11 protein-coding genes are annotated in these 14,308 nt (G+C 55.4%); 2 read left to right on the forward strand and 9 right to left on the reverse strand.

All coding sequences use genetic code 11. From position 1 onward, the window contains the following. Positions 1–13: 13 nt before the first annotated feature. The 3 genes from GL2_RS01855 to trmJ all read right to left on the reverse strand — a co-directional run bounded on the left by GL2_RS01855 (position 14) and on the right by trmJ (position 2,665). The gene (locus GL2_RS01855) at positions 14–1,228 is read right to left on the reverse strand and encodes an IscS subfamily cysteine desulfurase (protein ID WP_143732759.1); all 1,215 of its coding nucleotides are present in this window, start codon (positions 1,226–1,228) and stop codon (positions 14–16) included. Positions 1,229–1,291: 63 nt separating this feature from the next. Next, positions 1,292–1,768 carry a Fe-S cluster assembly transcriptional regulator IscR gene (iscR, locus tag GL2_RS01860; RefSeq protein WP_143729029.1) on the reverse strand — a complete coding sequence of 159 codons (477 nt, stop codon included), beginning with the start codon at positions 1,766–1,768 and terminating at the stop codon, positions 1,292–1,294. 105 nt (positions 1,769–1,873) lie between these two features. Then, positions 1,874–2,665 (reverse strand): tRNA (cytosine(32)/uridine(32)-2'-O)-methyltransferase TrmJ, encoded by a 792-nt coding sequence (trmJ, locus tag GL2_RS01865; protein WP_143729030.1) that lies wholly within the window; start codon positions 2,663–2,665, stop codon positions 1,874–1,876. Positions 2,666–2,800: 135 nt separating this feature from the next. On the opposite strand from trmJ, the gene GL2_RS01870 reads away from it, so the two are divergent. Beyond that, complete coding sequence (locus GL2_RS01870) at positions 2,801–3,604, forward strand: inositol monophosphatase family protein (RefSeq protein WP_143729031.1); 804 nt, start codon at positions 2,801–2,803, stop codon at positions 3,602–3,604. Between the two features lie 71 nt (positions 3,605–3,675). Here GL2_RS01870 and GL2_RS01875 read toward each other — a convergent pair whose 3' ends face one another. Continuing rightward, the gene (locus tag GL2_RS01875; RefSeq protein ID WP_232053737.1) at positions 3,676–5,523 is read right to left on the reverse strand and encodes a hybrid sensor histidine kinase/response regulator; all 1,848 of its coding nucleotides are present in this window, start codon (positions 5,521–5,523) and stop codon (positions 3,676–3,678) included. A gap of 1,325 nt (positions 5,524–6,848) precedes the next feature. On the opposite strand from GL2_RS01875, the gene GL2_RS01880 reads away from it, so the two are divergent. Next, positions 6,849–8,009 carry a fatty acid desaturase gene (locus GL2_RS01880; protein WP_143729032.1) on the forward strand — a complete coding sequence of 387 codons (1,161 nt, stop codon included), beginning with the start codon at positions 6,849–6,851 and terminating at the stop codon, positions 8,007–8,009. 64 nt (positions 8,010–8,073) lie between these two features. Here GL2_RS01880 and GL2_RS01885 read toward each other — a convergent pair whose 3' ends face one another. The 5 genes from GL2_RS01885 to dinG form a co-directional block, all read right to left on the reverse strand. Then, a complete protein-coding gene (locus tag GL2_RS01885; protein ID WP_143729033.1) occupies positions 8,074–9,078 on the reverse strand; it encodes an alpha-L-glutamate ligase-like protein in 1,005 nt (334 codons plus the stop codon). Positions 9,079–9,087: 9 nt separating this feature from the next. Next, complete coding sequence (locus GL2_RS01890) at positions 9,088–10,620, reverse strand: inactive transglutaminase family protein (protein WP_143729034.1); 1,533 nt, start codon at positions 10,618–10,620, stop codon at positions 9,088–9,090. A 54-nt stretch (positions 10,621–10,674) separates the two neighbouring features. Then, positions 10,675–11,367 carry a RimK/LysX family protein gene (locus tag GL2_RS01895; protein WP_172621025.1) on the reverse strand — a complete coding sequence of 231 codons (693 nt, stop codon included), beginning with the start codon at positions 11,365–11,367 and terminating at the stop codon, positions 10,675–10,677. Positions 11,368–11,668: 301 nt separating this feature from the next. Continuing rightward, positions 11,669–12,085, reverse strand: a complete 417-nt coding sequence (locus GL2_RS01900; protein WP_232053738.1) for a YqcC family protein — start codon at positions 12,083–12,085, stop codon at positions 11,669–11,671. A gap of 8 nt (positions 12,086–12,093) precedes the next feature. Further along, entirely contained in the window at positions 12,094–14,232 is a 2,139-nt protein-coding gene (gene dinG, locus GL2_RS01905) for an ATP-dependent DNA helicase DinG (protein ID WP_143729037.1), read from the reverse strand. Positions 14,233–14,308: the final 76 nt, after the last annotated feature.

Here is a 14,308-nt window from a genome sequence, read left to right on the forward strand (position 1 = left end):
CTCTTGCGCGCGCTTAGTGAGCGGCCCATTCAATCTTGTTCAGGTCTACGCCGTCTTTGTACATATCCCAAAGGGGCGACAGTTCGCGCAACTTCTCCACCGCTTTGCGCACTTCTGTCGCAGCGGTATCGACATCCTGCTCGCTGGTAAAGCGACCGAAGCTGAAGCGCAGGGAGCTGTGTGCCAGTTCATCGTTAACACCCAGGGCCCGCAGTACGTAGCTGGGTTCCAGGCTGGCGGATGTACAGGCTGAGCCAGAGGAAATCGCCAGGTTGCGCAGGGACATGATCAGGCTCTCGCCCTCAACAAAGGCAAAGCTGACGTTTAGGTTGCCCGGTATACGCTGCTCCGCAGAACCGTTGATATGTACCTCTTCCATATCCTGGATCTGATCCCAGAAGCGGTTGCGCAGAGCCGTCAGGCGCTCGCCCTCTTCAACCATTTCCTCTTTGGCGATGCGGAAAGCTTCACCCATACCGACAATCTGGTGGGTGGGCAGGGTACCGGAACGCATACCGCGTTCGTGGCCACCACCGTGAATCTGCGCTTCCAGGCGCACGCGGGGCTTGCGGCGTACATACAAGGCACCGATACCCTTGGGACCATAAATTTTGTGGGCGGAGAAGGACATCAGGTCCACCTTCATCTCCTGCAGGTCAATCGGCAGTTTGCCGGCGCTCTGTGCAGCATCCACATGGAAAATCACTTTGCGTGAGCGGCAAAGCTCACCGATTGCAGCAATATCGTTGATCACGCCAATCTCGTTATTGACGTGCATCAGACTCACCAGAATTGTGTCTTCACGCAGTGCTTCCTCTACCTGCTCCGGATAGACAATGCCATCTTCGCGCGGATTCAGGTAGGTCACTTCAAAGCCTTCACGCTCTAGTTGGCGACAGGTATCCAGGACCGCCTTATGCTCAATCTTGGAAGTAATGATGTGCTTGCCACGGCCTTGATAGAAGTGGGCCGCACCCTTGATCCCCAGATTATCGGACTCGGTCGCACCGCTGGTCCAGACAATCTCGCGCGGATCAGCGTTGATCAATTCCGCAACCTGGCGACGGGCATTTTCCACCGCCTCCTCAGCTTTCCAGCCAAACAGGTGGGAACGGGAAGCCGGGTTCCCGAAATTGCCTTCCATCGTCAGCTGCTCCGCCATTTTTGCGGCGACGCGCGGGTCCACCGGACAGGTAGCCGAATAATCCAAATAGATGGGAAGCTTCATAGTCATACCGTTTCCGCTCAATAAATCTCAAAATGTCCCGCCCGGTCCAGACTGGACCGGTACTTACAGTCCGCCGAGTACAGCGACGCGTTCTTCCGGCGCATCGCGCATATCCTGCCGGCGCGCCACTTCCTGAACTTCTGCACGAGCTACCAGATTGGCCAGACTGATACCACTCAGGAAGCCGTGAATCTGGTCGCTCAAATCAGACCAGAGGTAGTGAGTCAGGCACTGCTCGCCGTTAGCGCAGTCCGCATTGCCACCACAGCTGGTGGCGTCCACTGACTCATTTACCGCATCGATAATCTGAGCGACAAAAATTTCCTCGCCATCACGGGCAAGGCGGTAACCTCCGCCGGGGCCACGCACGCTGGAAACCAGCCCGGATTGGCGCAGACGGGAAAACAACTGTTCCAGATAAGACAGGGAAATGCCCTGGCGCTTGGAAATATCCGCCAGACTGATCGGTCCACGCTCTGCATGCAGAGCCAGATCCAGCATGGCGGTGACCGCATAGCGGCCTTTAGTAGTCAAACGCATATCAGCTCCCAACTGATGTACAGCCCTTTTCCAACGGGGCGCGAGTATGGAATAACCCAGCACTACAGTCAAGTATATAACCCCCCGCCCAACTCGGGTATTTACTCAGTCTGGTCGCCCCTTGCCACCAGTGCGGTGGATGTGGTTCTGGATGGACGTCAACATACCGCGCAAGATACCCAGCTCCATATCATCCGGGCGTACCCGACTGAACAGTCTGCGCAGGCGGGTCATGGTCTGGCGGGGGTTATCGGGGTCGATAAAGCCCAATTCGCCAAGAGATTGCTGCAGGTGTTCAAAATAAAGCTCCATATCGCTGGCCTTGGCCGGCGGACGGTCCCAGTCGGAATAGCTCAACGCCCCACCCTTTTCGGCTTCCAGGGCAGCCATGCGTACTTCGTACGCCAACACCTGCACCGCCGTGGCCAGATTGAGAGAGCTGTACTCCGGATTCGCCGGAATATGCACATGGAAATTACAGGCCTGCAGCTCCTCATTGGTCAGGCCGCGGTCCTCACGACCAAACACCAGTGCGACTGGATGGCTGGACGCCTCGCTCACTGCGCGTTCGCCGCACTGGCGCGGGGTCAGCAGCGGCCAGGGTATACGGCGCTCGCGGGCACTGGTTGCGACTACAAGTCCACAGTCCGCAACGGCCTCCTCCAGTGTGTCTACCACCACGGCGCTGTCGAGCAGCTCTGCCGCTCCGGCCGCGCGCCAGACGGCGTTGGCTGCGGGGAATTCTCGCGGTGCCACCAGGTACAACTGGCTCAGGCCCATATTCTTCAGGGCTCGCGCCGCGCCGCCGATATTACCGGGGTGGGCACTGTTAACCAGGACTACGCGCACATTGTCGAGCGCCTTGAGCGGAGTCGTATCTACGGGGGACTTAGCCATACTGAAAACAATAATTCGGTGTCATGGGGGCGCGCGAGTGTAGCAAAAATGGATGGGAATCCCTACAATCGCGTCCGCCGCAGTCAACCTGCGGCCTGCTTTTTAACCCCATCAACCACTTAGTGCGGAATAGTTATGGAACCCATGCTAAATATTGCCCTGCGCGCAGCGCGCAAGGCCGGAGAACTGATCGAACGGGCCTGGGAGCGCGGCGACCTGATGAAATTCGAGGAAAAGACGCGCAACGATTTCGTCACCGAAGTGGACAAAGCCAGTGAGCAGGAGATCATTTACCACCTGCGCAAGGCCTACCCCAAGCACAGCATTCGCGCCGAAGAAAGCGGTCTGCTGGAAGGCGCCGAGCCCGACTACGAATGGATCATCGATCCCCTCGACGGCACCACCAACTTTATTCACGGCGTTCCCCAGTTCGCGGTTTCCATCGCCTGCCGTTATCGCGGTCGCATTGAGCACGCAGTGGTGCTCGACCCCATCAAGCGTGAGGAATTCACCGCGAGCCGCGGCCGCGGCGCGGCCCTGAATGGTCGTCGCATTCGCGTATCACCTCGCCAGGGGATGCGCGGCGCCCTGATCGGCACCGGCCTGCCTTTCAATGGCCCCGCCCTGGAAAATATCGATCCCTACCTCTCCGCATTGAAGGAAATTGCCGGGCAAACAGCCGGCATCCGCCGCCCCGGTGCCGCCGCCTTGGATCTGGCCTATGTTGCGGCCGGCCGCTTTGACGGTTTCTGGGAGATGTACCTGAACAGCTGGGATATCGCTGCTGGCTCACTTCTGGTGAAAGAGGCCGGTGGCCTGATCAGCGATTTCCGCGGAGGAGAGGACTACCTCGACTCGGGCCACCTGGTTTGCGCGACCCCTAAAGTCTTCAAGCCTTTGGTGCAAATCGTGGGCAAGCATATGGGTGGAATTCGCTAATTCTATCCGCGGGATTTACCCGGCTACCAACCGGGTAAATCCCTGGCCTTGCCACTGAATCACAAGAGCTCTCAGGCAGGTCGGCCCTTTCGAGTAAGGGTTTCCACCAGCAACCTCGACAACTGCATAAAATCAAATTGATCCGGCAGCGTCGGGTGACTCTCCCCGGTTGGGTTTTCACCAACAATAACAAAGCGCGTCGCCCTGGTAGAAATATCCTCTTCCAGGATTCGCACCAGATCCGCAGCCGACATTCCCGGCACCTCGCTGTGGAATAACAGCACATCGGGGTTCATAGTACGCGCGATAAAAATTGCCTCTACGACATCCGAAGCCACCAGACACTGGATTTGCTCGCTGCCTTTCAACATATCTTTCAATCTGCTCGCGGCAGCAGGACGGTTATCCACAAGCAGCAATCGTCCTTCCGGCAACCTTGGTGGCAGCTCCGGCTGGGTCGAGAAAGACATCAGCGCATCCGGGGCATCAATCATTGGAAACTCAATCCAAAAAACCGACCCCTGCCCCTCGTGACTGTCGAAATCAATACGCCCACCCATGGCTTCTGTCAAACGTTTGGCGATTGCAAGACCCACACCAGTGCCTTCGATATGCCCTTTCTCCTCCCCCAACCGATTAAACGGCTCAAATACCTCGGTACGCCGCTCCGGCGGAATACCCTTGCCGGTATCGAGAATACTCAGGCGTAACCAACCTTCAGCCTGAGGAGCAAAATTAATAATAACCCGGCCACTTTCACGGTTGTATTTCACTGCATTGCCGGCGAGATTCAACACGACCTGCTTGTAACGCACCGGGTCTGCACAGATATAGGCGGATTCCCAGCCCAGCGGCTCGAACACAAGACTCACCCGCCGGGTTTCGGCCAGGGGTTCCAGCAAGCGCTTGCATTCCGCCACCAGCTCCGCCGGACGAATGGATTCCATGGAAGGGCCGAGACGCCGGCTGTCGATGCGGGCCAACTCCAGCACATCCCCCACCAGGTGCAGCAGGTGCTGCCCTGCACGGCGGATTTCCCCCATTCTTTGGCGCTGATTAGAGTTAAGCGTCTGGTCCAACTCCACCATCTGGCTGTAACCCAGTATCGCGTTCAGTGGCGTGCGCAGCTCGTGACTCAAGCTGAAAAGCAGGTCTGCGCGATGGGCATTCTCCTCGCGCTGCTGCTGCAACTCCCTTTCCACCCGCGATAGGGCCTCGCGGCTGACACTGACATCCTGCAGTGTACCGAGTACCCTCACCGGCTGGCCGCGACTATTGAGCTGGGCTTTACCCCGACAACGCACCCAGACAATACTGCCGTCAGAGCGCCACAAGCGAAACTCCATATCGAGGGGCTGGCGCTCGCGCACATGATCCTGCATGGACTGTTCAACCCGGGGGAAATCCTCAGACAGTACCCTGGCCTTCCACTGCGCTGCCGCCGAACGGCCAATACTGCGGATAGGACTCACCTCGTAGCCGAGAATACTCCAGCATGCATCATCCAACACCATCTCATCAGCGCGCAGGTCCCATTCCCACAAGCCGTCTCCAACCCCTGAGAGCGCCTGCAGTGGTCGTTCTCCAGGTAGATTCATCAGGTAGCGCTGGGATAGGGCCTCACTGTAATCAGCACAACTGCCAATAGCCACCACTCCATCGGAACCAGCGGTGTTGACAGTCCGCCCCCACACCCGCAACCAGCGCAGCTGACCGGAAATATCATAGGCACGGAAAGTGGTATCAAAATACCCTCCAACGCCATTTATTTTCGCGCGCAACGTAAAAATACGGTCGCGCTCATCTATATGAACCCGCCGCAATTCACTGCCTGTCCACAGGGATTTCAGGGCACTCCGGGCGCTATCGGCAAACAGAAGCCAAATATCTCCTTGGGCCCGCTGAGCCCCGGTTTTCAAGTGCCACTCCCACAACCCACAGTCGACATCCTGCAAAAGTCCCTGCAGGTGATGAGCCTGTCGAGTAAGTCGGACAGCATCCAGAGTATGCAACTCATCGGAGGTTGCCAGCTGGAAAGGAGGGGGGGTTGGTCTGAAACTTGGGACTCGGACACACTGCGCTCAATTTGTTGGAATTCGCTTGCGGTAATACCCGGCCATTTATACCGAGTAGTGAAAAGGGCGTCTATTCACCCTGCACTAATATCTGCGGGAATTCTACAAGAGGTCACAAACTTAAAGAATTGTAGTTACTGCAACTTTTTGACAAAAAAAGGCCCCGCAAAGCGGGGCCATAATCAGCGATGATGAGAGAAAACGGGAAGTTACCCAGAGGAGACGGTTTGCCATAACCCCGTGCATCCTTCCCGAAGTGCGGGTCATGCTTCCCGCACTAATAAACCAAGCAAGCGCTGTGCCAACTTTCCACAACGGGGTATTTGTACATCCAATTGCCAAAAGTCACAAAAAGGTGAACCAATAAAGTCTTCCAGCTTGATTTATGCACCAAAAAAAAGCATCAAGCTCCAGATACACAAATGTAATGCAACAAAAAAACTAACCAGTGCTGAAAATTAAAAAACAATGTTCATTCAACAACTGGGCACGACTACAGGCTCATCCCGCAAAGAGCTATGCTATCGCCCCCCAAAGCGGCAAAATGTCAGCAAAATCGTATTTCCGCACAATTATATTCCCGATAAATTGAGCTAACTGCGAAAGTAAAACGGAAAGATATTTGTCTATTTTACTTCCAGCTCAACAGCAGCCTAAAGAAATTAAAATTATCAATTAGTATGGAAATGACTACCGATACAGCGAAGGCCATATCGTCTGCGGCCTGCACGCTTTATTGGAAAGCCAACCACTAATACCTGCCAGAAGCCTTGCACTTCCAATCAGGCCAATTTGCCAGCAACAGAACACCTATCTAATACCGGATATATCTCCACACCCCGGAGGAATCCATCTCTCGACCGTATCGACCAGCCCGTCCCCGCCTCACTCTACTACCATCTAAGTACTATGATCTTTATTAATGCCGATTGAACCTCAATAGCGTTACAGGACTTTACTTTAAGAGCTTAGTGAAAAAGTCATCCAGGCTTTTCAACCCTGCTTGCTACACTGGCCCGCAAACTCTCCGCGACAAATCAAGCTACGTGCTTGATGCACGGCCCGGACTAACAAGAAAGCGTTTCGGCAGTACTTCACCGGATGGCTAGCACTTCTTTACCAGCCTGGCCTAGAGAAATATGAGGTAAAACCGCAGAAAGAGTCAGGTTATGAGCACAGTTTATCCAGCAAACACCACCAAACTAAAACGCTTCTGGCCATCTACATTACTGTTTGCCACTACCGGCATACTGGCGCTGACTGCCGTGCCGATTTATGGGGTTATGTACGGATATCACTGGTACCAGTGGTTAGCATTTGCCATTTTTGGTGGTCTGTGCGCTTTCTCTATATCGGCGGGAACCCACCGTATGTGGTCGCACCGAAGTTATGATGCACATTGGTCTCTACGTTTGTTCTTCGCCCTGTTCAGTGCAGCGGCCATACAAGACAGCATACTAAATTGGTCTGCGGGCCACCGAAATCACCACCGCTATACCGATGATAATGACCGCGACCCCTACTCGGCAATGCGCGGCTTCTGGTTTTCCCATATCGATTGGATGATGCAAAAATATCCGAGTAACGACCTCGATTATAAGAATGTCCCAGACCTCAAGCAGGACAAGATTGTAATGTGGCAACACAACTACTATACCGCCATCGCCATCTCGATGAACCTGGGGATTCTCTTAGTCCTGGGTCTGCTCACTGGTGATGTTATTGGCATGCTTCTGCTCGCCGGAGTTCTCCGCCTGGTAGTCAATCACCACACAACTTTTATGGTCAACTCACTCGCACACATGTGGGGCCAACGCCCCTATAAAGACGATATCAGTGCCAGGGACAACTCTTTTGTTAACCTTTTTTTATGCGGGGAGGGCTATCACAATTACCACCACGCCTTTCAAACTGACTATCGCAATGGCATTCACTGGTATCACTACGACCCGACTAAATGGGTAATCAAATTATTGAGCTGGTTGCGGATTACCTACAATCTGAAAATTGCATCCCCGATACAGATTCAAAAGGCAAAGCTCAGCGTACAATTCAGACAAGCCGAGAGAAAACTTGCGATTAGCGAGCACAAGGAGGAGTGGCTGCAACTCCTGAAAAATGAGTCGACACAGTTTTCCAAAAGCATGGACCACTGGAAAAAACTGCAATTACAAAGCGCCCAATGTCATGGTGAGCAGCTCGCAGAGAAATGGAAGCTGGTGACCATTCAAAGTAAGATTAAAGAGGTGGAGTACAGCCTGAAAATGCAAAGCAAGCGCCTGCGCACTTTAATGAAGCAGTTCCGGATAGAGTCAGCAGCCACGACTTAACAGCAGGTCAGGTATTACCACTAAAATGGGCCGCAGAGCGCAACCGATGGTTGCGCCGGATTTATCAATCAACCGTATCCGCCGTAAATTTCCGCATCGAAAATGCCACGCGCTCATCCACATTCTTATTGAGCATGTCTTCGTCCAGCTCTTCAATGAACTTCAAGCGTTGGCGCAAGCCCACACCATTGGCCACCTGGATCGCCAGGCCGGGACGGGCATTGGCCTCCAAGAGCAGCGGGCCCCGTTCACGGTCCAGGACAATATCGCAGCCCAGATAACCGAGATCAGTCATTTCGTAACAACTCGCGGCCAGACGCACCAAGTCATACCAACCTGGTACCTTGAGCTTATCGAAATGCACTTCGGTATCCGGGTGGCGATTAATGCGCAGCCCCCGCTGTACTGCGTGGCAACTCCGCCCGGTAGCCAGGTCGATGCCCACACCCACAGCACCCTGATGCAGGTTGGCCTTGCCGTCAGAGTCGTGTGTGGAGCAGCGCAGCATCGCCATCACCGGGAAACCGCGGAATACAATCACTCGAATATCCGGCACGCCCTCAAAAGAATAATCCTGGAAGACCGGATCAAAATCAACCAGGGCTTCCACCATTACCCGGTCGGGCTTGCCACCAAGGCTATAAAGGCCGCTATGGATATTATTGACGTGGCGCAGGATATCGAGCGCCTCAACTTCCGACCCGGAAATTTTCTTGTACTTGTCACCATTGCGTCCGGCAATCACCAAAATCCCTTTGCCACCAGACCCTCGTGCCGGCTTGATCACAAATTTCCAGAGGGGATCAATCACCTCCATAACACGTTTGCGACTGGCCGGAGTTTCGAAGGATTCAATCAGTTCCGGTACTGGGATATCAGCGCGCCTGGCAGCGTGTTTGGTGTTCAGTTTGTCATCGACGATGGGGAATTTTTTGCGGTCGTTATAGCGCGCAATGTAATTGATATTGCGCGCGTTCATGCCCAGCACACCCATATCATGCAGAGTCAGCGGTGAAACCATTCCGCCGCGTACTTTGTTGATCAGATGTTTAAAAGAAAAGTGGAGCATGGCAATCCCCTACTTGACCAGTGGCCGAAAGCGCATCAGCTCGCTGAGTCGATAACCGGTGTAGTTGCCGACCACCAGAATAAAGCCCAGCAACACCAACAAAAGTTCAGGGAAGTTGAACGTCCAGTGCTCCACATAGCGGTTGGTCATCACCCACCAGGCCAACACCGCCACTAAAAGGCTGCCACCGGCCTGGACAATCACCTCATAGGGTCCATCCTCCTCCCACACAATCGACATACGTTCGATGGTCCAGGCCAGGATAATCATCGGGAAAAAGGTCACCGTCAGTGCCTGCTCAATACCGAGCTTGAAACTGACCACGCTGATCACCCCCATTATGAGCACCACCGTGACCACCACGGCAGCGATCCTCGACACTAGTAGCAGGTTGAGCCGACTTAAATAGAAGCGCACCCAAAGCCCAAGGATCAAAATCAGGGTAAAGATTGCCAGGCCGGTAATCAGCTGGGTTTCAATAAAGGCAATCGCGAGCAGTACCGGCATAAATGTGCCAGAGGTGCGCAGCCCCACAAAGACACGCAGCAATACCACCACCAGAGCACCCACCGGCACCAGCAGGATCAGCTTGAAAATACTCTGTTGTTCAATGGGCAGACTGTAGATAGAGAAGTCCACCAGAGCCTCTTTATCCTGGCTGGTACTGCGCATGGAAACATCTCGCGCGGGCACATCGTTGGCAATGACAGAGAAGGTCACCTGGGAATTGCGGCCACCTTCCAGATCCAGCAGGCTTTTGCCACCGCGCTGCCAGATAAAGAAGTTCTCCGGTACACCGGGCATGCCACTGCTGGGTTCAAATACGATCCAGCGGTTACCATCGTATACTTCGAGCAGATCCTCGGGAGCCAGCCGGCGGCGATCATCCTCCAGGTAAAGGCCGCGAATTCGATGGGCGGGGATATCAGCAGTAGCCAGCATCAACAGAGCTACATCGACTAATGAGCTATCGGCATAATGACGGAAGACCAGGTTACGGTCCTGGTTGCCATCGTCATTCAATTCAAATAGCAGCTGGGTAGTAAAGGATTCAACATCAGAGGAACGCTCGCGGGCTTGCTCCACCAGCGAATTGATCGCCAAACGCACCGCTTCCTGCTCACGAGCACCGAGGAAAGGTTTTTGCACTTCAGTGCTGAGGCTCAGGGGTTGTTCAAGGGCGGCGCCGGGTGTCTGGTAAACGTCCAGCTGGTAGAACAACGATTGGGCGCCCTCGGCTGAGCGGCGTGTCCAAATAGCCCGGTATTCATCATTTTCACGTGCGATGTAAAAACCGAAACCGGAGGAGCTGAATGTCTCCCCGAGGATTTCCATATTATGCTGCTCGCGCGGCAGGGTTAGAGCCGCCTTCACTGGTCCGCCTTCAGCATCAAAGCCCACTTTGGCCTCAATGGTCCAGACCGTGCGGTATTCACCCGGTAACAGTGGAAAACCCAATTCGAAATGCTTGTAAGCGGTGAGACCCGCTCCTATCAATGCGAGCAATGCCGCAATGACATAAACTTGGACACGCGGCGACATTCGCCCTTCCCCGTAAATCTACGATTCCAACTGGAACCTAACTTTTAACTCGGCCTACTTGCCCCCAGACATGCGGGGTGGGCCCTGGACATTGCGACGGCTCACATCGACAACCGCGGCATCTTTGAGGAAATTGCGTCCCAGCAGCATCAAAACATCAGTGCCGCCCTCGTCTGTCAGGCTGACCTCTACCATGTGGGTGACATCCCCCACGGTGAGGTTCATCTCCACAATCGGGCGACGCTGGCTTGGAAAGCCGAGCCTAGTCGCGCGAATATGCCGCTTGATCGGCAATTCCACAGAGACGGGCTTGGCTTTGTCATCACCTTTCGCCTTGGCCAGCTGGATTCTGATCCAGTCTTCGCCATCGCGCTCGAAGCGGGTCAATGCCTGGGCACGCAGGGTGGAAGTCGGTGAACCTGTATCGACAATGGATTCTATTACCAGGCCAGAGGGCTCGATAGAGACCTGTTCCACAGCTCCGAGCACCAACTTGTCCTTGGCAACGGGCACTTCGACTACTTTTTCTACGCTTCGTTCGATAACCTTTTCTACAACCCTGACTTCGGGCTTGGCGCAAATCACTTCTACGGGTTCTGGGCAGTGTGCCCTTTCACTCTGCGGCTCCGTCGCCTGCGCCCCTGCTGGCGACGCCTGAGGGCGCTCCTGACCGGGATACAACAGTGATTGGCAGCCCACCATCAGCTGGGCCGCCACCAATAACCACAGAAGGGAAAATTTCTGCATCCTAACGATTACCTCTAGCCCCATTAGCATTCCAATCCGACCACACCGTCTCTTCAGTGTTCACGGCAGCAAGCGGAGAAATTCCTGCCCACGCCAGGCAAAAAGTCGATATTAGCCTATGACACAGCCCAGTGAACAGGGATGTTCCTCTAGACGGACTATGCAAGCGCCACAATGTGACGCGCGCCAGATCTTTGCGATCCAGTGACGGATAACAGACAGACAACCTCACTGGGTCAGGAGAGAACTGAATATCCGACACCTGACAGGTAATACCGGGTGGGTATCTTCGCCCCACCAATTAGCCGCGCTGTAGGCGCTGATCAATCGCCTCAAGGATCGCGACCAGCTCTGCGGCTCCACCACGACCTTTGAAAAACTCCTCGGCAATAGGCGCAATGCCGCATTCGCGGGGCAGAGGCACCTCCTGTTCGATCATCATCTGCATACGCGGCAGGAAGATAAATTGCAGCCACTGCGGCAGCGTCAGGGTATCTACACAGAAGGGCTCGGTGCTGGCCAGGGCCTCTGCCGGTGGCGCCTCCCCCTGCCACAATTCCAAACGGCGCAACTCCCCCTCAAGCTGCAACAATTGATCGGCGACTTCGGAGTAAATAGCTTGCATGCGATCCAGTACCTCGGGCTGCCCGGCCCGGGCAGCAAAAAGATTCCCACACCCCGCCGCTCTTAATTCTGCTGCGAGTAAAAGTAGGGCCATTAAACAGGTTATTCGATATGACGAGTAAACGGTGGCAGTGAATTGAGTATCGCCTGGCCATAGCGCCGGGAAACAACCCGTCTATCCAGCAGGGTTACAGTGCCGGTGTCTCCCTCCGCGCGCAGTAGGCGCCCGCAAGCCTGCACCAGCTTTAGCGCTGCATCGGGCACAGTAATCTGCATAAAGGGATTACCGCCCTTGGCCTCAATCCACTCTGCCAGGGCCGCCTCGATAGGATCGTCCGGCACCGCAAAAGGCAACTTGGCGATTACCACGTGGCGGCAATAATCTCCGGGGAGGTCCACCCCCTCGGCAAAACTGGCGAGCCCGAACAGGACACTGCTGCCACCGCCATCAATAATTTCACGGTGACTATCCAGCAAATGCTGACGGGACTTCTGTCCCTGCATCAGGATACGGTTACGCCAGGTACCGGGTAGCGCCTCGTACACGGTTTCCATCTGCCTGCGGGAGGAAAACAGCACCAGGGAGCCACCGCTGTCTTTGAGTAAATCCGGCAGCGCATCGATCACAGCATCGGTGTGCTGGTCGGCTTTGCCCGCATCCACTGCGCTGGCCGGTACCTGCAGGGTGGCGCGGGAGAAATCAAAGGGACTAGGCACCACTTGATAGCTAGCATTTTCCGGGGTGCCGGCACGCATACGCAAACGGTCGAATTTACCCAGTGCTGTCAGCGTGGCCGAGGTCAGTACTGCACCATAACAGCGCCGCCACAGGCTGTATTCCAGGGTCTTGCCCGCCAGTATCGGCGAGCTGCACACCTCGAAATCTGTCGAACCACCCCAGTCCACCAGAGTGACCCAGCGCGCCTGCGGCAATGCGCCACTGGCATCAGGACGGGCGTAATTCGCCCAGAGCTGCAGGTTCGCCTCGGCGCGGCCATACCAGCTACCCAACTGCGGATACCAGCGCTCCAGGTCCACGATCGGCACAGGCGAGTGGGCGTCTTCCAGCATCCGCTGGGCTGTTTGCAACATCTTATTGAACAGGCTTTCCAGCTCGTCGAAGTCCTCGCGCAGCTTTTCTGCCAACTGTGCCATAGCGTCCGGCACTACCCCGCCCTCGAACCGGTGTCGCGTGGTGTTGCCGCGCTCATCCTCGAATTCGCACAGTTCCTCAATCAGAGGCCACATCTGCTCGAGACCCTGCTTGGCGGAAGTCAGCACCGCCGGAAGCTGCTCTGCGCAGCGGTCCAGTTCCGCACCATCGCCAATTTCCCCCAGCATCTGCCCAAGCGCTTTATTGGCCTGATCCAGCCAGCCGGTAGAAGCGCCGACTCGACTGTGGTGAGAGAAATGATTGAGGGCCTTGTCCGGCAAGTGGTGTGCTTCATCGAGCACATAAATCGTCTCTTCCGGTGGCGGCAGTATGGCACCACCACCCAGGGCCAGATCTGCCAGCAACAGGTCGTGGTTGGCGACAATTACCTGGGTCTTGCCCAAGCTCTCGCGCGCGCGGAAGAAACTGCAATTGGTGACATGGGGGCAGCGACGGCCGCTGCACTGTCGATGGTCGGTGGTTACCCGGCTCCAGTCGTCGGCTTCAATTGTATCCGGCCAGTTATCGCGGTCGCCATCCCAGCTGCCGGCAGCCAGACTGTCGGTCATCTTCTGGTACAGGGCGACACTCTCCGCCTCCACTTGGGGCAGCTCATCTTCGTAGAGCCCAAGAGAAACACCGGTGCCACTGGCTGAAAAACTGGAAAGCAACTGATCCAGCTTGGACAGGCACAGGTAGCGACCGCGCCCCTTGGCCAAACTGTACTCAAACTTGAGTCCGCTGTGGTGCGCTACTTCCGGCAGATCCTTGAAGATAATCTGCTCTTGCAGCGCCACTGTTGCGGTAGAAATTACCAGTGTTTTATCCTGGGCCTGGGCCAGGGGAATAGCAGCGAGAAGATAGGACACCGTCTTGCCAGTACCGGTACCGGCTTCCACGACACAGATATGCTCGCCATCGCTCTTTTCTGCGTCGCGTTCTCCACTGGCATTCTGTGTAATTGCCCCAAGGGTGCGGGCGATAGCCGCCACCATAAGCTTCTGCCCGTAACGGGCCTTGAGCCCACGGTTGGACAGGAATTGACTGTAGGCAACCTGGATGGCGCTTTTGTGTTTGTCGTTGAGCACGGGGAATAAAATCTATCCGCTAATAAGTGGCGCAGGGGGCGCTATTATCCACTAAGCGCCCTCTCGCCACCACTAC

The sequence above is a fragment of the Microbulbifer sp. GL-2 genome (assembly GCF_007183175.1).
Lineage (GTDB): Bacteria > Pseudomonadota > Gammaproteobacteria > Pseudomonadales > Cellvibrionaceae > Microbulbifer.

What these genes read in the sequence shown, in the direction of transcription:
- trmJ (WP_143729030.1), bottom strand. Translation starts at nt 2,665, where the DNA reads ATGGCTAAGTCCCCCGTAGATACGACTCCGCTCAAGGCGCTCGACAAT.
- GL2_RS01885 (WP_143729033.1), bottom strand. Translation starts at nt 9,078, where the DNA reads ATGCTCCACTTTTCTTTTAAACATCTGATCAACAAAGTACGCGGCGGA.
- GL2_RS01870 (WP_143729031.1), top strand. Translation starts at nt 2,801, where the DNA reads ATGGAACCCATGCTAAATATTGCCCTGCGCGCAGCGCGCAAGGCCGGA.
- iscR (WP_143729029.1), bottom strand. Translation starts at nt 1,768, where the DNA reads ATGCGTTTGACTACTAAAGGCCGCTATGCGGTCACCGCCATGCTGGAT.
- GL2_RS01880 (WP_143729032.1), top strand. Translation starts at nt 6,849, where the DNA reads ATGAGCACAGTTTATCCAGCAAACACCACCAAACTAAAACGCTTCTGG.
- GL2_RS01900 (WP_232053738.1), bottom strand. Translation starts at nt 12,085, where the DNA reads ATGGCCCTACTTTTACTCGCAGCAGAATTAAGAGCGGCGGGGTGTGGG.
- GL2_RS01895 (WP_172621025.1), bottom strand. Translation starts at nt 11,367, where the DNA reads ATGCAGAAATTTTCCCTTCTGTGGTTATTGGTGGCGGCCCAGCTGATG.
- GL2_RS01855 (WP_143732759.1), bottom strand. Translation starts at nt 1,228, where the DNA reads ATGAAGCTTCCCATCTATTTGGATTATTCGGCTACCTGTCCGGTGGAC.
- GL2_RS01890 (WP_143729034.1), bottom strand. Translation starts at nt 10,620, where the DNA reads ATGTCGCCGCGTGTCCAAGTTTATGTCATTGCGGCATTGCTCGCATTG.